This window comes from Deltaproteobacteria bacterium (genome assembly GCA_012522415.1).
GTDB lineage: Bacteria > Desulfobacterota > Syntrophia > Syntrophales > JAAYKM01 > JAAYKM01.
Window position 1 is genome coordinate 63,159 of record JAAYKM010000051.1, and the last position, 20,718, is coordinate 83,876.

At 56.4% G+C, this 20,718-nt stretch carries 18 protein-coding genes; 7 read left to right on the forward strand and 11 right to left on the reverse strand.

Going from position 1 to position 20,718, the window contains the following annotated elements; genetic code table 11:
- The first annotated feature begins 1,211 nt into the window (after positions 1-1,211).
- On the forward strand, positions 1,212-1,874 hold the full coding sequence (locus tag GX147_05075; protein NLN60072.1) for a ribulose-phosphate 3-epimerase: 663 nt from the start codon (positions 1,212-1,214) through the stop codon (positions 1,872-1,874).
- A 221-nt stretch (positions 1,875-2,095) separates the two neighbouring features.
- On the opposite strand, the gene GX147_05080 is transcribed toward GX147_05075, so the two are convergent.
- From GX147_05080 to GX147_05125, 10 genes are all read right to left on the reverse strand, one after another.
- Complete coding sequence (locus GX147_05080) at positions 2,096-2,953, reverse strand: 3-hydroxybutyryl-CoA dehydrogenase (GenBank protein ID NLN60073.1); 858 nt, start codon at positions 2,951-2,953, stop codon at positions 2,096-2,098.
- 204 nt (positions 2,954-3,157) lie between these two features.
- A complete protein-coding gene (gene holA / locus GX147_05085; protein NLN60074.1) occupies positions 3,158-4,660 on the reverse strand; it encodes a DNA polymerase III subunit delta in 1,503 nt (500 codons plus the stop codon).
- Positions 4,661-4,685: 25 nt separating this feature from the next.
- A complete protein-coding gene (locus tag GX147_05090; protein ID NLN60075.1) occupies positions 4,686-5,447 on the reverse strand; it encodes a TIGR00730 family Rossman fold protein in 762 nt (253 codons plus the stop codon).
- A gap of 74 nt (positions 5,448-5,521) precedes the next feature.
- The gene (gene rpsU, locus GX147_05095) at positions 5,522-5,713 is read right to left on the reverse strand and encodes a 30S ribosomal protein S21 (protein NLN60076.1); all 192 of its coding nucleotides are present in this window, start codon (positions 5,711-5,713) and stop codon (positions 5,522-5,524) included.
- A 118-nt stretch (positions 5,714-5,831) separates the two neighbouring features.
- Positions 5,832-9,095, reverse strand: a complete 3,264-nt coding sequence (carB, locus tag GX147_05100; protein ID NLN60077.1) for a carbamoyl-phosphate synthase large subunit — start codon at positions 9,093-9,095, stop codon at positions 5,832-5,834.
- A 5-nt stretch (positions 9,096-9,100) separates the two neighbouring features.
- Positions 9,101-10,171, reverse strand: coding sequence for a carbamoyl phosphate synthase small subunit (locus GX147_05105; GenBank protein ID NLN60078.1), 1,071 nt, complete (start codon positions 10,169-10,171; stop codon positions 9,101-9,103).
- A 542-nt stretch (positions 10,172-10,713) separates the two neighbouring features.
- Positions 10,714-11,502, reverse strand: a complete 789-nt coding sequence (locus GX147_05110) for a lipoate--protein ligase family protein (GenBank protein NLN60079.1) — start codon at positions 11,500-11,502, stop codon at positions 10,714-10,716.
- Positions 11,503-11,559: 57 nt separating this feature from the next.
- Positions 11,560-11,961: a glycine cleavage system protein GcvH gene (gene gcvH, locus GX147_05115; GenBank protein NLN60080.1), complete on the reverse strand. Its 402-nt coding sequence runs from the start codon at positions 11,959-11,961 to the stop codon at positions 11,560-11,562.
- 61 nt (positions 11,962-12,022) lie between these two features.
- On the reverse strand, positions 12,023-13,108 hold the full coding sequence (locus tag GX147_05120) for an aminopeptidase P family protein (protein NLN60081.1): 1,086 nt from the start codon (positions 13,106-13,108) through the stop codon (positions 12,023-12,025).
- The gene (locus GX147_05125; protein NLN60082.1) at positions 13,105-13,800 is read right to left on the reverse strand and encodes a tetratricopeptide repeat protein; all 696 of its coding nucleotides are present in this window, start codon (positions 13,798-13,800) and stop codon (positions 13,105-13,107) included. Before GX147_05125 ends, GX147_05120 begins: the two co-directional genes overlap by 4 nt.
- Before the next feature lie 527 nt (positions 13,801-14,327).
- Here GX147_05125 and GX147_05130 point away from each other — a divergent pair.
- From GX147_05130 to GX147_05155, 6 genes are read left to right on the forward strand one after another with little or no spacing between them, the layout of a single operon-like run.
- Entirely contained in the window at positions 14,328-14,786 is a 459-nt protein-coding gene (locus tag GX147_05130; protein NLN60083.1) for a prepilin-type N-terminal cleavage/methylation domain-containing protein, read from the forward strand.
- The gene (locus GX147_05135) at positions 14,764-15,219 is read left to right on the forward strand and encodes a hypothetical protein (GenBank protein ID NLN60084.1); all 456 of its coding nucleotides are present in this window, start codon (positions 14,764-14,766) and stop codon (positions 15,217-15,219) included. The genes GX147_05130 and GX147_05135 overlap by 23 nt, the downstream gene beginning before the upstream one ends.
- Before the next feature lies 1 nt (position 15,220).
- Positions 15,221-15,919: a prepilin-type N-terminal cleavage/methylation domain-containing protein gene (locus tag GX147_05140; GenBank protein NLN60085.1), complete on the forward strand. Its 699-nt coding sequence runs from the start codon at positions 15,221-15,223 to the stop codon at positions 15,917-15,919.
- Positions 15,903-16,418, forward strand: a complete 516-nt coding sequence (locus GX147_05145) for a hypothetical protein (GenBank protein ID NLN60086.1) — start codon at positions 15,903-15,905, stop codon at positions 16,416-16,418. Before GX147_05140 ends, GX147_05145 begins: the two co-directional genes overlap by 17 nt.
- 9 nt (positions 16,419-16,427) lie before the next feature.
- Positions 16,428-19,619: a hypothetical protein gene (locus GX147_05150; GenBank protein NLN60087.1), complete on the forward strand. Its 3,192-nt coding sequence runs from the start codon at positions 16,428-16,430 to the stop codon at positions 19,617-19,619.
- Between the two features lie 37 nt (positions 19,620-19,656).
- Entirely contained in the window at positions 19,657-20,436 is a 780-nt protein-coding gene (locus GX147_05155; protein ID NLN60088.1) for a hypothetical protein, read from the forward strand.
- On the opposite strand, the gene GX147_05160 is transcribed toward GX147_05155, so the two are convergent.
- Positions 20,430-20,699 (reverse strand): hypothetical protein, encoded by a 270-nt coding sequence (locus GX147_05160; GenBank protein NLN60089.1) that lies wholly within the window; start codon positions 20,697-20,699, stop codon positions 20,430-20,432. The two genes, GX147_05155 and GX147_05160, sit on opposite strands and share 7 nt — an antisense overlap.
- Positions 20,700-20,718 lie beyond the last annotated feature (19 nt).

Here is a 20,718-nt window from a genome sequence, read left to right on the forward strand (position 1 = left end):
GTAAAACCCGCTTCACCGATGAGGGTCATGACCCAGTTCCGCCTCTCGATATGGCGGGGAACCAAAACAAGCTTCAGATCGGGATGGCATTCCAGCAGGCGCCGGTAAACATGGAGGACGATCGCTTCCTCCCCCTCGTGGGTACTGCCGGCCACCCAGATTTTTTCGTCCCGCGTAAAATTGAGCCGGGCCCTGATTTCCTCCTTCAGGTACGGCGTTGCCGTCGCCGCCAGACCGTCGTATTTGGCGTTTCCCTGAATATGGACCTTTTCCGGGGGCATACCCATGGCGACGATGCGGTCCCGGTCCGTCTGAGAGATGACCCCCGCCTGGTCGAGCCTTTCCAGGAGAGGCTTCCAGAAGAACCTCGTCCTGTAATACCGCCTGAATGAACGGGGCGAAATGCGGCCGTTCACCATGACAACCTTGACCCCCTCCCGGCGGCAGATCCGGAGGAAGTTCGGCCAAAGCTCCGTCTCGACGGGAACGAAGACGGCGGGGCGGATCATACGGATCAGCTTTTTCACCACGAAGGGAAGGTCCAGGGGAAAGTAGATCAGGGCGTTCGCGGCGGAAACGAGCTTTTCCGCCATGAGGCGCCCCGTTTCCGTCGTCGTGGAAACCACGATGCAACCCCGTGGATACCTCTCCCGCAACGACGCCACGATGGGGGCCGCCGCCGTCACCTCCCCGACGGATACGGCGTGGACCCAGATGCGGGGCTCCCCTTCCAGATTCCCGAGATGTTCCCCATCCACAAAACCCAGTTTCGGACCGATGCTCCGGCGGTATTTGCCCGTTAGGACCATTTTCACGGCAAACCAGGGCGACATAACCAGAAGCGTCGCCAAGAGGATTATGTTGTACAGGGCCATCATGGGGCGCATCTTCTGTGTTTTCCCCTGCCCTGTCAAGGGCTTTTCTCCTTGACGGCGGAAGCGTCATGTTGTATCCGTTTGGCCTGAATCGACGCATGGAAATAACGGATAACGCTTGTTTTTCGAGAGATGCGGCGATGGGAAACACGTCGGTTCTCCCCGGTGCGGACGCTCCGTTCTGATGCCTGGTTTCTCTTTGGCGGGCATCGACGTCGTTGCGATGAAGCCGGTCTGAGGCCTGCCGCACAAGGGCATGGAGGCGCAGCCCCCGGACCCGGGTGACGTTCAACAACCCTCCCGCCTCCATCGGCGTGAGAAAAACATGAGGAAACCATGAAAAGAATCGCCCCTTCCATCCTGTCCGCCGACTTCGGTCGCCTGGCGGAAGAAATCCAGGCCGTCGAGGCCGCCGGCGCGGACTGGATCCACGTGGATGTCATGGACGGCCATTTTGTCCCGAACCTGACCATCGGGCCAGCCGTCGTCAAGGCTCTGCGCAAGACCACCAGCCTTCCCTTCGACGTCCACCTCATGATCCGTGATCCGGACCGTTACCTCGACGCCTTCATCGACGCGGGCAGCGATATCTTAACGGTCCATGTGGAAGCGGCGGCCCATCTGAACCGGACGGTCAACGGGATCAGGGAAAAGGGAGTCAAAGCCGGTGTCTCGATCAACCCGGCGACGCCGGTTTCATGCCTGGAGGAAATCCTGCCGGACTGCGATCTGATCCTGGTCATGACGGTCAACCCCGGTTTCGGAGGCCAGAAGTTCATCGCCTCGTCCCTGTCCAAAATCAGAAAAACCCGGGACATGATCGCGTCTCTGGCGCGTCCGGTTATACTGGAAGTGGATGGCGGCATTACTCTGGACAACATCGAGGAGGTGTCCGCCGCGGGAGCTGATGTCTTCGTGGCCGGTTCCGCTGTTTTCGGCAGCCCTGATTACGGCGAGACGATCCGGGCGATGAAGGCAAAACTGACGGATAACCCATAAGGGATCGACCTCCGGAGACTCACGCCTGGATTTTTTCACTCGCCTGCTTCCATGAAGGATCATCCCGGCGTAGGCGGGAATCCCATTTTCACCGGGAAACGACTTGCCCTCCGTCCTGCTGGAGGATCCTCTCCCGCATGTTTTTTTCCGTCCATGAAAAAGGGCGGGTCCGCCGACCGGACCCGCCCTCCTGTTTTCCATGCAAACGTTAAATCAACAACCTATTTTTTCGTGTAATCGTAAACGCCCTTGCCGGATTTCCGACCGAGACGACCGGCGCGGACCAGCTTCACCAGCAGGGGGGCCGGACGGTACTTGTCACCCAGTTCCGCATGGAGCCCTTCCATGATACGCAAAAGGGTGTCGTTGCCAATCAGGTCGGCGAGGGCCAGAGGGCCGATGGGGTGATTGCAACCCAGCATCATGGCCTTGTCGATGTCCTCAGGCGTGGCCAGGCCGTCACCCAGGGTGAAGAAGGCCTCGTTGATCATGGTGCACAGGATTCGGTTGACGACGAAAGCGGGACCTTCGTTTACAATGACGCATTCCTTGCCCAGCTTCTCGCCCCAGGCCTTGGCGATGGCCAGAGTCTCCTGTGACGTTTCATAACCCAAAATCAGCTCCATGAGCTTCATCACCGGCACAGGGTTGAAAAAATGGGTGCCGATGAAACGGTCCGGACGGTCCGTCAGGCAAGCCATCTCGGTGATGCTGAGGCCGGAGGTATTGGTGAAGAACAGACAGTGGGCCGGCACGACCTCCATGAGTTCCTTGTAAACCTGCTTTTTGATACTGAGCACCTCCACGACCACCTCGACGACGACGTCGGCCTTGCCTGCGGCCTCCTTCAGATCGAGGGTCGGCGTGATCCGGGCCAGGACCGCATCCATGTCCTCCTGGGTCCGCTTGCCCTTTTCCACTTCCCGGCCCAGATTCTTCCGGATCGTGTTCATGCCGTTATCGATGAACCGCTGCTCGATATCGCGCATGGTCACCTGGAACCCCGCCTGGGCACAAACCTGGGCGATACCGCTGCCCATGAGACCTGCCCCCAGCACACACACATTCTTGATTTCCATCACTGTACTCCTTCCTTAATAAATAATATGATGATCCACATGTTGGTTATCCCGTTCCCGTGAAGCCAAGGCGGCGACCCGCTAAGTAGCAGAAACCAAAGGGGGAAGTCAATTCTTTTTTTCCGTACGCCAAAGAGAGCCCGCGCGGGGACAAGACCTCGAAGCCGAACCGGATATTACGCCACCGTTTCCCCAGGGGATGTTCTATTGCCCGGAACAGACACCGATCAGGAAGCGTTCCATCAGAAGTCGTTCGTCCTGACCCGTCGATTTCATGAGAATATCGACCCGTACCAGGTGATCCAGGTGATTGATCAGCCTTTCATGGGTAAACCGGCCGGAATTCTTCAGGGATTGATAAACGGCGAAGGGGTGCTGACTGACGAAGCCCGCTTCCTTCCCGCCTCCCTGGAGGGAAAGGCCTTTCAGGACGGGCTGGATTTTTCGTTGAAACTCACCGTAATCCATATCGAAACGATAACCGGAAAGCCCCCCGCTCTGGAGCAGGAGCTTCGCATGGAGCAGGTTCCGGAGTTCACGGCTGATCATACCCAGAATCATCAGAGGGGACACACCCTGTAGGAGCAAATCCTGAAAAACGCGGAGGCTTCCGGCGAGATTCCGCTCCGTCATGGCCGCAACGAGTGCGAAAACCGAATCCTCCCTGGATTTGCCGACAACCGCTTCGACATCCTCCGCACTTATCCGCTTCCGGTCACCGACGAAAACCATCAACTTTTCGACGGCCTGAATGGATTCACGGAGCTGGAAACCCGTTTTCCGCCCCAGGGTTTCCCATGCCTCGCCCGTCAGGGTTTTCCCGCAAGAGGCCAGCATCTTACGGGCCTGGTTCATCAGGCGCTCCTTTTGCCTCTGCTCCGTCCTGACTTTGGGAAAGTGCAGAACGACACCCTGTTCCGAGATGAACCTGAACATCTTCTTCCGGCGATCCACCGCCTCCGCGACAAGAATCAGGTGATTCTCCGGCGGTATCCGGGAACGCAGCAGCTCCGCCAGGTATTCCTCCCGGCCGCCCCTGATCGCCCTTCCGTTCCCTCCCTGATCCATGGACAGGGCAACCAGTCGGGGCAGCCAAGTTTCGCGGTCATCCTTTTCGTCTCTTCCGATCAGACGGTTCCAGGCCTCGCCCGAAATCGTTCTCCACCCGTCGTCCTGCAGATCTTCCAACTTCCAGCCGGTCATATCCAGAAAGGTCAGAAAGGCCGCCACCGCTCTTGCGGGGTTCTTCTCCAGCTGTTCCCGCATGGTCCTCACCAGCGCCCCCGCCGTCTGTTTTGAGTGAAAGAGGTGCGTATCATGCACTACGACCAGTTTACGACCGGCAAGCAGGGGCGGGAGCACCAGGGTAGCCGACAGCCGCTCCAGTTCGTCCGGCCCCCCGGACATGACAAACAGATTCAGTTCCCGATCGGCTTCGGGCATGATTGCCGCTGTTATTTCTTCCAGCGCTTCCGCAACGAGGTACTCCTCCTCCCCGTAGAGCAGGTAAACGGGGCTGATCTTTCCTTTTGCGATATCGCCAAGGGCGCGACGATACCCTGTTCCTGATGTATCCGTAACCATGGGACAACACCATCGGACCGCTTGGCCCGCGGCATGGAGCGCAGGCTGTGATCCCGGGGAAAGGCTGGACCGCCCGATGACGCCCCCGTCGATAACCGAGGTCACGCCGGCCTCGATCACCACGGGACGCCCTCAGGGCTCCGTCCGGCTAGATGATGACGAACTTCTTGATATGCCTGACGATTTCGTCGGGGTCGTCTATGACCTGAATCAACTCCATATCAACGGGAAGGATCATGTCCCCTTTCAGCATGCTGTTTTTCAACCAGTTGACGAGACCTCGCCAGTAATCACTCCCCATGAGTATGACAGGAAACGCTTTGATCCGCCTGGTCTGAATCAGGGTCAGGGCTTCAAACAGTTCATCCATCGTTCCGTAACCGCCCGGAAGAATAACATAGGCCATGGCGTATTTGATGAACATGACCTTGCGAATGAAAAAATAATGATAGTTTATGGCGATATTGGCGTAGGGATTCGGTTTCTGTTCAAAGGGGAGTTGGATGTTCATGCCCACCGACGTGCCACCCGCCTCCGCCGCACCTTTGTTGGCCGCCTCCATGATGCCGGGGCCGCCGCCGGTGATGACACTGAATCCTGAACGCACCAGTTTGGAAGCCAGGTATTCGGCCTTCTCATAATACGCCGTGCCGGGCTCAACCCGTGCCGAACCAAAAATGGATACGGCCCGTTTTACCCGGGAAAGGGTGTCTATGGCATCGACAAACTCGGCCATGATCCTGAAAATCCGCCAGGATTCCGCCGGTGTCAGACTATCCAACAGGTATTGGCTGTCCTCCACGATGATATCCCTCCTGAAGCCGCCGGTCTTTCCCTTCCCGGCTCCGCTTCGGCAGCGTCCGGACAGGGGCCGTCGGCAATCTGTAAAACGTTTTGTTGTTTCCTCCATCCAAGCGCATCATGACCGGGCTGCGCAATTTCGTCATGCCGGTCACAACTCGCAGGGATCGGACCCGACCCACCTCAGGTGTTTCGTCTTCGCTGCACCTTCGCCAGCCTCCGGCGGGCTTCGATGGTTTTCCGCTTCCTTTTCACGGAGGGTTTCTCATAGGCCCGTCGGACTTTCAATTCCTTGAACAGGCCGCTCTTCGAAAGCTTGTTTTTCAAAATTTTCAGCGCTTTCTCCACGTCGTTGTCGAATACTTTTACTTCCAAAATCATTCTCCCTTTCTCTTGCCTTATTTTGTTCTGTTCAACCGGCCAACGGGCAAGGCCGGTCGGAATCGGCCCCTCTTTTGCTCCGTTGCGCCCTATATTTTGAGATCGATCCTCCCTATCGGATCTCGTGATGGTACTCCTGAATCGTTTTCACCGCGGGCTCACCCTTTTTGAGCGTTTTGATGGCGTTGACCGCCGCCTGAGCGCCCGGAAGGGTCGTCACCAGGGGAACACTGTGAAAGACCGCCGTGGACCGTATGATGGCCGTATCCTCCCTGGTTTTCTTTCCAGCGGAGGTATTGATGATCATAGCGATTTCACGATTTTTCATCAGGTCGATGACGTTAGGCCGCCCCTCGTATATCTTCGGCAGAACCGTCACGGTGATGTCGTTGTTCTTCAGCACCGCCGCCGTACCGCCCGTGGCGACGATCGAAAAACCGAGATGCTCCAGCTCTTTGGCCAGAAAGACGATCTGACGCTTGTCCTTGTTGTTGACGCTGAGGAAGACCGTTCCGGATGCGGGCAGTATGGTCCCCGCTGCTATTTGGGATTTTGCAAATGCCATACCAAATGTTTTGTCGATGCCCATGACCTCACCGGTGGACTTCATTTCCGGCCCTAAAATGGCATCCACGCCGGGGAACCGCGAAAAGGGGAAAACCGATTCCTTCACGGCAAGATGTTTCACATTGACTTCCTTCGTAAAACCCAGTTCCCTGAGGGTTTTCCCCGCCATGATTTTCGTTGCCAGCTTCGCCAGGGGAATGCCCGTCACCTTACTGACAAAGGGAACGGTCCGGGAAGCCCGGGGATTGACTTCGAGAACGTAGATGATGTCGTTACGGATGGCGTACTGGATGTTCATCAACCCCCGGACGTTGAGTTCCCTGGCAAGGGCATAGGTATTTTCCTTGATGACGCCGGCCAGTTTGGCATCCAGAGTATAGGGCGGCATGACGGAGGCGCTGTCTCCCGAGTGAATTCCCGCTTCCTCGATGTGTTCCAGGAGCCCGCCGATAACGGTCGTTTCACCATCGGAGATGGCGTCCACGTCGATTTCGATCGCATCCTCGAGGAATTTATCGATCAGGATGGGATGTTCCGGGGAAACACGTATGGCCTTTTTCATAAACTCTTCCAGAGCCTCATCGTCATAGACGATTTCCATCGCCCGTCCGCCCAGGACATAGGACGGCCGCACAACGACGGGATAGCCGATCTTGTTGGCCACCTTTTCCGCCTCGGCAAAGGAACGGGCCGTTCCGTTCTCCGGTTGGATCAGGCCGAGTTTCTTCAGGAGCACCTGGAAGCGTTTCCGGTCCTCCGCCCGGTCGATACTGTCCGGGGTCGTCCCCCAGATAGGCACACCCGCCTTCTCCAGAGGTACGGCAAGATTCAGAGGCGTCTGTCCACCGAACTGGACAATCACGCCATCGGGTTTCTCCAGATGGATGATGTTGAGCACATCCTCACGTGTCAGGGGCTCGAAGTAGAGTTTGTCTGACGTGTCGTAATCGGTGCTGACCGTTTCCGGATTGCTGTTGACCATGATGCTCTCGTAACCGAGTTCACGGAGCGCCAGAGACGCATGCACACAACAGTAATCGAACTCGATTCCCTGCCCTATCCTGTTCGGGCCGCCCCCCAGGATGACCACCTTGGGCCGGGGGCCGCGCACACTTTCCTCCACGGATTCATAGGATGAGTAGTAGTAGGGCTTTTCCGCTGCGAACTCGGCTGCGCAGGTATCGACAAGCTTGTACACGGGATGAAGGTTCTTCTTTTTTCGCAGATCCTGAATCACCGTTTCCGTCGTACCGAGAATATGAGCCAGCTGGACATCGGAAAAACCGAAATCCTTGGCTCTCCGGAGTTGCTCGACAGGGAAATCGCGTTTCCAGGCGTTCAGATCCCGTTTTGCGCCCTGGAAACGGAATCCGCTCAATTCCACCTCCAAATCAAAGATTTCCTTCATGTTGAAGAGAAACCACCGGTCGATCCGACAGAGATCCTGTATCTCGTCAATCGTCAAGCCCATTTCAAACGCATGGCGGATGTAAAAAAAACGCTCCGCGTTGGGAACCCGCAGTTTTTCCCGAACACGCTCCAGGGGCTCATCACCCTGAAGCGGCCTGTCCTTCCCGTCGGCGCCAAAACCGAATCGGCCCGTCTCCAAAGAACGAAGCCCCTTTTGAAAGGCCTCCTTGAAATTCCGACCGATGGCCATGACCTCGCCCACGGCCTTCATGGAGGTGTTCAGGGTGGGGTCCGCCAGGGGGAATTTTTCGAAGGTAAATCTGGACATTTTAAAAACGCAATAATCCAAAGCCGGCTCGTACAGGGACGTGGTCTTTCCCGTAATGTCATTGTGCACCTCGTCAAGGGTAAAACCGACGGCCAGCTTCGTCGCCACACGGGCAATGGGGAAACCCGTTGCCTTGGAGGCCAAGGCCGAACTTCGGGACAATCTGGGGTTGACCTCGATGATGACGATTTCTCCGTTGTGGGGGTTCTGGGCAAACTGGATGTTGACGCCGCCACCCGCCACATCGATCTTGCGGATGATTTTTCGGCAAAGATCGGTAAACGTCCTGTACTCTTTCGCCGTCAGGGTCTGGGCCGGCGCAACGACGGCGCTGTCATCCGTATGAACGCCCATGGGGTCGATGTTCTCCATGGAGGTGACGATGATGACATTGTCAGCGCAGTCCCGCATGACCTCAAACTCGATTTCTTTCCATCCGAGGACGGACTGTTCGACCAATAATTGGCCCACCGGGCTATATTCGATACCCTTGGCGACAAAATCCTCCAACTCCTCCTTGTTATAGACGATGGAGCCACCCGTCCCGCCGAGGGTAAAGGCGGGCCGCAGAATCAGGGGAAATCCGATTCGAAGCCCGATTTCCATGCCTTCCTCCAGAGTCCTGGCAATCCCGCTTTCTGGAAGGCCGATTCCAATCTCCCCCATAGCCTGTTTGAACAGATCCCGGTCTTCCGCCCGGGCTATCGCCTCGGCACTGGAACCCAGCACCTCGACGTTATACTTCGTGAACACCCCGGCCCGCGCCAGAAACACGGCCGTGTTCAAACCGGTCTGACCACCCAGGGTAGGAAGAACCGCGTCGGGCCTTTCCCGCTCGATGATCTTCTCGACAATGGCCGGCGTAATGGGCTCGATGTAGGTCCGGTCGGCCATGTCCGGATCCGTCATGATCGTCGCCGGATTGCTGTTGACCAGAATAACGTAATAACCTTCCTCTTTCAGGGCCTTGCAGGCCTGTGATCCGGAATAGTCGAATTCGCAGGCCTGGCCGATGACAATGGGCCCGGACCCGATGATCAATATTTTCTTTAAATCTTCCCGTTTCGGCATGTTCGTCAATCCCGTTTCCGATTTTTTTCCATGATACGTAGAAACCGGCCTAATACGCCGCTGGGCCCGCCTTCCTCGTCCGGCCGGGGAACAAATTGCACTCCCAAAACACCCAGGGGGGCGGATGAGATGCCCTCCACGGTTCCATCGTTGACATTGATGTGAGACACCTTGAATTCCTTCAGAAAATCCGGCCCGGCCGTCATGACAAAACTGTGGTTCTGGTCCGTAATGGCAACCGCTTGAGTCTCCATGTCCCGAACCGCATAATTACAACCGTGATGGCCGACTTTCATAGGGTTCACCTGCCCACCTGCAGCGAGACAGATCAACTGGGCTCCCAGACCGATACCCAGGATCGGCACCCACCCGATCGCTTGCCCGATTTCCGACGTGACAGCCTCCGCGCGGCGTGGGTCTCCCGGCCCACTGGAAACGACGAGCCCATCGGGATCAAGTCTCCGGATTTCCTCCCAGGAAGTGGATGGGCCGGCTACAACAAGCTCACATCCACATTGCCGCAACTGGTCGAAGGTGCTCCTTTTTACCCCCAAGTCATAAAGAACGGTCCGGTATCCCCCCGTGCCCTTAAAGGCCTTCAGCGTCTTTTTCCCCGAGACGATTTTCGGCGGCTTCCATGTTTTCAGGCGGTCCAGCAGGTTACCCACGGAGGTGGCCGCGGGACCGATAATCCCCTTCATCTCCCCATGCTCCCGAATGTGAAGAGAGAGCGCACGGGTATCGACTTGCTCCATGCCGACAACCTTACCCGCCCGCATCGTGTTTTCCAGGGTGTCCGTCGCCCGCCAGTTGCTGACGATCCGGCTTTTTTCCTTAATGATGAGTCCCTGAACGTGAAGACGATCCGACTCGGCATCCTCGTCGTTTGTTCCGTAGTTGCCTATCAGAGGATAGGTCATGTTGATCAGACATCCCGCGTTGTCGGGATCCGTCAGGACCTCCTGATACCCGACGATCCGGTGGTCGTCATGGACCCAGCCACAGGCCTCCCCGGCCGCGCCGAAGGAAACACCCCGAAAAACCGCGCCGTCTTCCAGAACCAATACCATGTCCATACGCAACGTTTTCTCCGTAATGCCCCAAACCCGTCTTGCATCCCGTGGGGCCTTCCATATCCCGCCCGCAATAAATACCCGGCGTTCCTTCCGGCTTGTCATCCTGATTCACGCAACACCCGGCCGAGATCGCAATGAACGCCGGGCCTTGCGTTCGGCCTCTCCCTCAAGGAGGCGTCGAGTTGGCACAAAAAAAGGGCAGTACGGCCTTGTTTTCAAAAAACGCCGCAACCCACCCTTTGTTTCCGCCTTCTAAACCACGCTCCTTACTTTGTCGGCTTCTTTCACCAAAATGGAATCCTGATCTTATGAAAATCCGGCCGTCAGCCTTACCCCGGTCAATTCCGTCAGAACAACGAGATGCCGGATAGGACGCAACCCGCCTGCAAATTCGGGCTTTATATAAACGATCTGGCCCCAAAGCGCAACCAAAAAAATGACGTCTGGACCGGATTAGCTTAAAAAATCGACACCGAAAAAACCGGCAACCTTCTCGTACCCGTTTTCGCCTCCTTTTCATCGGATCGGAAGGTTCCTCGCCTTCAAGAAGAGCCGAATGGCCCCTCGTTCCAAGCCGGATTCGTATATTTGTTTCGCATGAGATCCTTTTTTAGTTCCTGCTCTCTCATGGTGGGTTCTCCCTCCATAAATCGGATATTCCATACGTCCAGAAATGCCCGCTCCATGACCGCACTGAGCGTCTCCGCCCCAATGGATGCCCCCGTCTCCGCGCGCACAGAGGTGATGCGGGATTCCATGTCATCTCCAGGGCAATCATTCCCAGGATCGTGAGGATTCGCAAAGACGAGGTCATTCATGGCCCCATCGAATTCAAGAAGAATCGACCCATGCTGCAAAAAGCAACCCCGAGATCTGACCTGGGCGGACCCACAGATTTTTCGTCCCCGGGACAGCAGTTCGAATGGCGCCGGCACCGCGAAACACACCGGACGGCGGTTTTTGATAACATCCTTTTCGTTTCCGGGTTTATCCCCCGCCATGCGCACGTCAATACCCAATGCGGAAAACCCCCGGATAAGACAAAGGCCGATGGCCTGATAATTCCTGATGAGACCGGCAGGGGTAAAGGGCGGTTTTTCCCGGGAAACAACCGCATAGGTCAATTCACGGTCGTGCAGCACCGCCTTCCCCCCCGTGGGTCGACGTACAACATCGATACCGCTCTGTCTGCAGTATCGAAGATTGATGCCATCTCTTAAGTCCTGGGAATAACCAAGGGACAGGGAGGGTTTTTCCCACCCGTAGAAACGAAGAACAGGCGGGCCGCCCTGTTCCTGCAGAACCCGGAACAGGGCTTCATCCATCGCCATATTTTCAAAAGCGTTCGCAATCTTAAAGGGAAGAAGGCGCCAAGTCTCCAACCGGAATCAATCTACCTCACCTTCCTGCAAAACGAAATCATGATATTCCTTTGCATCGAGAAGATCGTCCAATTCATCCAGGTCCTGCATCTCCACAACGATCAGCCAACCCGTATCCTGAGGATCGCTGTTGATGATTCCTACGTCATCGTCGATGTCCTCGTTAACACTCACCACTTCACCGCTGACCGGAGAAATCAGCTCGACCGTGGCCTTTTCCACCGATTCAATGGCGCCGAACGACTCGTCCCGCTCGATTTCGAATTCGACCTCGGGAAGCTCCACGGACAGAACCTCTCCCAACTTTTCCTGGGCGTAGTCCGTAATACCGATCACGGCAAAATCGCCATCGACCCTGACCCAAACATGCTCGCGGCTGTAAAGAAGATCATCCGAAAACACTGGCATATGCGTCACTTCCTGTTGAGTATTGGTAAAAACCCGCGTATTGCCGCGGGGGAAAAACATCTCACCCCAATACGGTCAACTCCTTGGAAACCCTGGTTAACTTCTCCGCTTTCCCCTTCGTTACCCGTATGGTGTCCTCGATTCTTATACCCCATTTCCCCGGAAGATAAATCCCCGGTTCAATGGTCAGAACCATGCCGGCTTCCAGCAATTGCCCCGACTTCAGGGAAACACGCGGGGCCTCATGGATATCGAGTCCAACACCATGACCCGTCCCATGCGTAAAATGATCGCCCCACCCCTTTTCAGAAATCAGATCCCGCGCCGTCCTATCGACCTCCCGGCAGGAACGACCCGCAACCGCCGAGTCAATCGCCCGGTCATGGGCCTCCTTCACAAGCCTGTAGACTTCTTCCAGTCCGGCCTCAATCCTCTCGACAAAAAACGTGCAGGTTTCATCGGAATGGTACCCCTTGTAAACGGCCCCGTAATCGACCACAACGGTGTCACCCGATTTCAATTTTCTGGAACCGGCCCTGGCATGGGGCAGGGCAGCCCTCGAACCGGAAGCCACAATCGTGTCGAACGCGGGCTTCTCCGCACCCCCCTTGCGCATCCGGTATTCCAATTCCAGGGCAATGTCCCGCTCCGATATTCCCACTCGGATCATCGGCAAAATCGCCTCCAGGGCGCTGGCCGAAATATTCGCGGCCTTACGAATACAGGCGACTTCCTGGTCGTCCTTGAGAGCACGTAAAAGATCGATTTTCTCCGAAAGCGGTTTAAACCGGATACCCCGGTTTCTCGTTCTAATCCGGCGAAAAAGCTGTACGCTCAAAAACATGTCCTCGTATCCCACCACACCGGTCTTTTCCTGTCGAATGAGAGCCGTAACGCTTTCGACGTTGTCCGCCGTGTGCACCAGATCCAGTCCTTCCGTCTCCTTTGACGCCTGGATCGTATAACGGCCATCGACAATCAGATGGGCCCTTTCATTCGGCCCGACGAATAAAATCCCCTCACTTCCGGAAAAACCCGTCAGATATCTGATATTACTCATATTAAAGAGCAGGAAAGCATCGACGCCCCATTCGGCAAATCGAGATCGGAATCCCGCCATTCGCAGCGGGTAAGCCCTGGAGGTCATACGGCGGGGCTCCGCATCCGGATTGCCCGTGCCAGCCATCTTTCCAGTTCGGCAATGACGAGGGCGTTGGGAGAAGAAGAATCAACGGCGACGGAATCGTCCACCCCCTTCCCGCCTCCTCCTGTCATACGGTTGGCCAACTCCGCCAGTTTATTTGATGCCTGTTCGTTCGATGGCTCCCTGGTCAAAATCCCTTCCAGCACCTTCCTGGCCATGTCGTAGTGTCCCTGTTGTGCGTAGAGGTCCGCCAGGGTCACCGTCTGGAATTCGGGTGGCATCACCCCCCCCGCATCGCCGGCCTCGTGCCCTTTTTCAAGACGGCTTCCCGCCTCCCCCTGCGAAAACCGGTTTCCGCATGAGGCGAGGGCCTCACTGAGGGCATTGTGCTTTTGGAAGAAATTGAGAGATTCCTTGTTCAGTCCCGCCTTTTCGCAAAGCGTACCCAACTGGTGATAGACTTGAGAAAAACGACCGATGGCGGCGTCCACTTCGTTCATCAGGTCCCGCAACCGTTCAAATTTTCCCATTCTAAGAAGGCCCTGGCAGAGGATGAGGATCGCTTCGACATCGCCCGGCGCCTGAACAAGCCGTACCTCGGCCATTTTCACGGCCTCATCGAGTCGGTTTTCGCTCAGGCAGGTCCTGGCCAGCAGTGAATCAAAAGGTTTTTTTTCAGGATGATCTGTAGTCATCGAATCCTGTATGTATTGAATATTTATGGAAAATACTATACTTTAACCGCGAGATGCGGGAAAAGTAGCATAGGGAACAAACGGTGTCAAGAAGGAAAAAGCAAATATTTTCCATGAATCCCGTCCATATTCATAAAATGCCTCACCCCTTTTTATACCAGGACAAGGGCACCGTATTTTTGTGAAGTCCTTCACAAAAATGGATAAATACCTTGACTTACGTATCATCAAAAATTACCCTTGATCCAAAGTGTGTGTTTGTACCCTGTTTCCATCATGAAATCAAAAATCACGGGCATGTATTTCGATCAACCCGGTTCTTTTCACGTGAGTACCCACGTTATCTACCAACAGAAAAGCGAAGGCAATGATGCTTTATCAGGCATGTAATTTGCAAACTTCCAAGTTGAAACACAAGGGGAATGACCCTGTTTCTTAAATTCGTTTTTCCTGCGGTAAGATTCGTTGCTTAATTGTCTCGTGTAAAGTCGAAAGTCATGGTGGTCGATACTGCCAAAGGCAATCATATGGCGACTGTAACAAACAGGGGGGTCACCCTGGTCGAATTGATGATCGTCATTGCCCTTTTGGGGATCATGTTCGCAATAGCCGTTCCCTTCTGGCTGCATCATCGCACGAACACGGACCTGAAAACGGCCGCCCGCGGTGTGGCGGGGGATCTGTTCAACTTGAAACAGCGGGCCGCCGCGGAGCGGACACCTTATCGTATTGAATTCGATGAAGCGAATCAGCACTATCGCCTTGTTAACGGCGGCACCAACGAGGTGCTGCAAACGAAGAATTTTTCAACGCTCAGCGGTGGCATCATTATGTCGAACACGACCTTCACCGGAAAGAAGATCGAATTTTTTGTCCGTGGCACGGCCAGCCCGGGATCGGTCACGTTAACCAATACAAGAAACTCCAAGGCCGTCATCACGGTCAACATCACGGGCAGGACCCATGTTACCTACACTATGCAATAAACGGGGTTTCTCCCTGATCGAAGCGGTCATCGCCATTTTTTTGACGACTGTCGCGGTGATGTCCATTTTCGCCCTGGTGGCGCCCGCCTGGAGAACGACCTCTCAGTCCGATTCCCTGGGCCGGGCCGCCAACATTCTCTACGACCGGCTGCAACAGGAGGAGGCCCGGATCATGAATCCCTGCAGCCCCGTAGCAACGGGGGTCACGGGGCCCGTCACCGTCTATGCCGGAGGATCCGGCGCCCCTCAATCAGGTGATATGTCTTTCAATGTCACCACCACCGTCACGGCCACAGGCATCGGGTCAAACGATACCTGGCATGTAAACGTGAGGGTGAGCTGGGGCAATCACGCGGGTATTTCGGAGAGCCTCGTCGTCACGAGGCAGGATGATTATCGTTTTCCGGAGGGCTGCACTGACGCGGTGCTATGACATGATGAGGAATTGCCGAGGTTTTACCCTGGTTGAAGTCATTATCGCCATTGCCGTGACGATGGTATTGCTGGGGGCGATATACACGGCCGTGAATTCCACGCAACGCCACTCCGTGGGAATCGAAGGGCGCGTCGTTGCCCAGCAGGATGTCAAGGCGGCCCTGGACCTCATGTCCCTGGAACTTTCCATGGCGTCTTTCAACCCCACATTCAGTGACGGCATCTGGCACACCCCCCCGGGCGGCGCGGCCGGTTGCGGGACGACGTCGGCAAAACAGGAGTACCGGGGTATCCAGGAGGCGACGGCGAATTCCATCGCCGTCGAAATGGACATCAATGGGAACCGTGTGCTGGGCGACCCCAATGAGACGATCCGCTATGTCTATGATACGGCCCACCAGCGCATCACCCGGGCGACCAACTGCGGCGGAGGGAACCAGGCTTTTCTGGGGGCAGAGTCAGGGACACGGAACGTTCGGGTCGTCAACAACGACTACGACCCGGCCATTCCCGTATTTCGCTATTTCGACGGCCAGGGAACCGAGATAGGCGATCTTCCGGCGGGGATTCCCGACATCCGGAGAATAGAAATCACCCTGGCCGTGGAAACGGAGCACATCAACCCCAACACAGGCGAGAGACAGCGTCTGATTTATTCAACGAGCGTGATACCGAGGAACCATGTCATCAATCAATAATAGAAACAGGAAAGGTCTTCTTGCCTCCCAGCGGGGCATCGCCCTGATTACCGCCATCATGGCCTGCGTGATCCTGTTTGCCCTGGCTGTGCTGATCATTTATCTCTCCACGGGCGATCTCCGGGTGAGCAGCAGAACCGTCGGTGATAAAAAGGCCGGAAGCGCCGCCGAATCGGGGGTGCATCAACTGGTACGGCACTTCGACCCGGACCACTCCACATGGGACCCTGATGACGCCGACAGCATTTACGGCAAGAAAATCCAGGTGGACGCCGAAAGCGATTCTTCATCCTCCTTTGAGATCGGCCCGCCGGCCCGGCCCAAGTCGGGAATTTATTTCCGCCACATCGCGGGTTACGACATCACCGGGGGCAAAGGCTGGGGGATGACCAATTACGAGTCGGTGGTTACGGGCCAGAACGACCATTACAGCACGGAAACGACGATAACCACCGGTATCGGGTACGGCCCCGTCAAGACGGACACGATTTTAGAGTAGGAGAGCGTCATGAAAACAGCAGTCAAAACCATGTTGTGGCTTCTTGCCCTGGTGGTGGGCCTGGGGTTTTCCGTTCAGGGAATCCGGGCCGAGGACGACAACGACGATCCGGCGGAAGAGGTGCTCTTTTCGGAATCCGTGAGCCCCGACGCGCTTTTGCTTGTGGACCTGTCGGGGAGCATGCAATGGAACCCCCCCGGAACCGCCTACAAATACGGGGCATCGGCAGCGTGTAAAGCCGATACCAGTACCACCAGCAAGTGCAGCGGCAGCAACTGCAGCGGCGGGTTTTGTTCTGTTTCCAAAACGGGCTGCTCGACCGATTGCAGCCGCCTGAACATCGCCAAAAAGGCCATCTTCTCCCTTTTCGATTACAACGGAGACGGTACGATCGATGTCGACGACCGGGAGGCGTTGAATATCCGCTTCGGCTACATGCGGTTTTATGATTGCTCGGGGGAAGATTCGTCCGTTAGCTACAGTAGCGGATGCAACAAGATACACTTTGAGCTGGGGGGATCGACGGACACGGGCATCCCCTACAGCCAGATCTACTGTAGGAAAAGCGAGGAGAAGGGAAAAGGATGTAAAGTAGGCAGTACCTGCACGACGGGCGTCTGCGTGAACCGGGAATCCGCGCTCGGCGGAACCCCCTTGGTCTCCGCTCTGAAAGAGGCCAAGGCGTATCTGGACTACCACAAGAACAACAAGGACCCGGGGGCGAAGGAATGCCGGAAGAAGTACGTCATCCTCATCAGCGACGGCGCCGACACCTACGCCTGCAGCGGTAACGGCCAGGAATGCCAGGCCACGAGCTACAAGCGGCGGCGGGAATCGGTCCTTGCGGCGAAAGCGCTGAAAGACGCCGGGTATCGCCTCTTCGTAATCGGTCTGGGGGATGACATGCCGAGTTACCTGAAAAACACCCTGAACTGGATGGCCTATTACGGCGGCACGGATAACACGAAGGAACCCAACGAAATCAACCCCGACCAAAACCTCAACCTCGCAGGGCTGTCGGGCTGCAAGACGGAACCTTCGTCAAATCTTGAAGACGCTCGTTGCTACAGTGACAGTTCCAGTTCCGGCACCATGCTGAAATGGATGGCAAAGCAGAACGACCCGGGTTATTGCGGTATCAGCGGATACGCCTTCATGGCCGCCAACGAGGAAGACCTGAGCGCCGCCCTGCGGGCGGCGGTGAACGAGATCGTTTCCGCCATTTATTCCTTCTCCCAGGCCTCGATCCAGGCCTCCCGGACGGAAGACGAGAACTTCCTCTACGAGGGCTCTTTCGAGCCGTCGGACGACGACCCCTTCTGGAAGGGACATCTCCGGCAGTTCCCGATCCTTTTCGACGGCACCATCGGCCCGGAGTCATGGGACGCGGGGGTGAAACTGGCCGAAACGGCGGCGGGGGACCGGAAGATCTACACCTACAAAGGCGGTGCCATGACGAAATTCAAAACGACCCACATCACGCCGGGCGATCTGGGCATCACCACGGGGACAGATCCCCAAAAAGTCCAGCGGCGTGACGCCATTGTGGGGTTTGTCCGCGGAGAGTCGGCCTACAACAAGGAAGAGGTCTTCATCGGCAGCACAGCCTATACGTACAAGCTCGGCGACGTGTTCCGCACCACGCCGATCACAATCGGCACCCCCTCCCCGTACTTCGATGACAACCGAGACACGGCGGGCGCCTTTGCCACGCACAGGACAGAGCACCAGCGGACGACTACAAAAAAGAACCGGGTGGTCACGGTCGGCACCAATAACGGACAATTTCACGCCTTCCACACCCATAACGGCACCGAGGCCTGGAGTTTCATCCCCCCCAACCTGATGCCCAAGTTTCAACTTATCGCCCACGATTCCCACCCCACGGCACTGGTGCATCATTACTTCATCGACGGCCCCCTGTCGGGCGCCGACGTCTGGTGGGGGGGAAGCGGAGCCGACGGCACCCTGAAGGACCCTGGCGAGTGGCGGACCATTTTAGTCTTCGGTGAGGGCCGGGGGTCGGTCAATTACGCCTGGAGTTCATCACCCCATTGCGATGCGGACCTGAATCCGGGTTACACTGCGACGCATAAGTATTACTGCGGTTATCACGCCCTGGATGTCACGAACTCCCCGGCCGTGCCCACATACCTGTGGAACATGAACTTTGACGACGCCACCAGGGCGGCTCAGGCGCCCTACATCGGCGACCCCTGGAGTAAAATGCAGTTGGGACGGATCCGGGTCAGCGAGGGCGGCATGGATGTGGAAAAATGGGTGGGCTTCGTCGGGGGGGGCTATAATCCAAACACCGGAACCAGTGACGGGCGCGGAAAAGGGTTTTTTGTCGTGGATCTAAAGGATGGCCGGGTTCTCTGGAGCTTCACCCTCGGCTCCAGCACAAGCATGAAGTACAGTTTCCCCGCCGGACCGGCGATCATCGACACGGATAACGACGGGTTCATCGATACGGCTTATATCGGAGATTTGGGGGGAAACATCTGGCGCTTCAGGTTCTGCCGCCGGGCCGATATGGACTCGGACGCTCCCTGCGGTATATCCGACTGGAGCGGCAATCTATTTTTCGATGCCTCCACGGGGGCGAAACAACCGATTTACACAACCCCTTCGGCTACCAGGGATGCCAAGGGGAGGCTCTGGCTTTACTGGGGAACGGGGGACAAGGTCAACCCAACGGCCCCTTCCCAGGATCATTTTTACGGTGTCAAGGACCTGGACCGGAACACGACCTACAAGACCGAAGACCTCACCCGGATGAACGCCCTGGGCCAGACTTTTGATCCCGGTAGCAGCTCGGTCGGCTATCGAATCGCCCTCCCCGGAGATGGGGAAAAGGTCCTGTCCGACCCGACATTGTACGGCGGCGTCGTGTATTTTACGACCTACCTGCCCCCGGATCCGGGGAATCTTTGCATGCAGGCGGGTTCCGCCTATATTTACGGAATCAAGTACACGACAGGGGGCTGCGCCTTGGGCGAGAGCTGCCGGAAATTTCTCGGCGTGGGAATACCCTCGTCACCGATTATTTCCGCCGGGCCGGGGGGAAAAGCGGGCATATATGCAACGGTCAGCGGGGGCGCCGGTATCGGGGGAGAAACCTTCAGGGTCCCCCATGATCCAGGGGGACGGGCGAACCAGACCAACATCATTTACTGGAAGGACAGAAGGATAGACTGAGGGGCTGTCGAATAACTGCCGCCAGGAAGGGATTTTTTTGAACAAATCATCACGAAAACCCGCCAAGCCGTCCCGGACACCGCTCATCTTGGTTCTGTTGGGCGGCTTGACGGTAATTATCCTATTGGTTGTTTTCTTTTCCACGGGGAAAAACACGGCACACACAGGAAAGGATCCCGTTTCCCCCGTCCGGGAGGGGGGAACGACAAAACGGATGGTCGCCGCCGAACGGGATAACAGGTCCCTGATCCAGTCCGTTCGCCTCGAACCGGAATTTCCGACACGAACGGATGTGCTGCACGCGGTCGTCACACCTGTTGTGGATATTCCAGCCGATCAGTTGCAGTATTCACACACATGGAAAGTGAACGAACAAACGGTTAAAAACACGACGGGGGGCACCCTCGATTTATCGCCCTTCCGAAAGGGGGACCTCGTTTACGTCACCGTGACGCCTTACCGTAGCGGTACGGCCGGTTACGCGGCAAGAAGTCCGATGATCGCCCTTCAGGCTGTCCCGCCATCACTGGAATTAAATATCCATACCCTCACCGTCAAAGCGGGTGGGTCCTGTATTCTCCAACTCAGCAGCAGCCACCCTGACAGCGAGGGAGTTGAGTTCGGTCTGGAAGAACCTAAAGTCAACGGCATGACCATGGACGCCCGAACGGGGAGGATTCTATGGATTGTTCAGCCTGACCAACCGGGGGTCGTTAACTTCGGGGCCTCCGTAACAGATTCCGAAGGAACACGCGTCACAAAACGCTTTGAAATAAAACTGCAGCACTTACCCGCCCAAAGGACAGTCGGTCATTGAACATCTCCCCGTTTCAGGGATAATTCCTGCGGACCCGCAATGGATTTCCCGCCGATTCTTCGCCTGACGGATTCATAGGAATCTGTGGCCCACTGGAAATAATACGGGAAATCCCCTTTAAGCGACCCAGTCACGGACCGGAGAGCGACCCGATTGCGGGAGAACAGGGTACAAACCTCAGGCTGAACCGAGGCTCCACGCGGATCCCGGAGGAAGGCCTTGAGGGGTCCCCGCCGTTTCTGCCTTTCCCCTTTCTTGATCATCGAACGATCAGTTCCACCA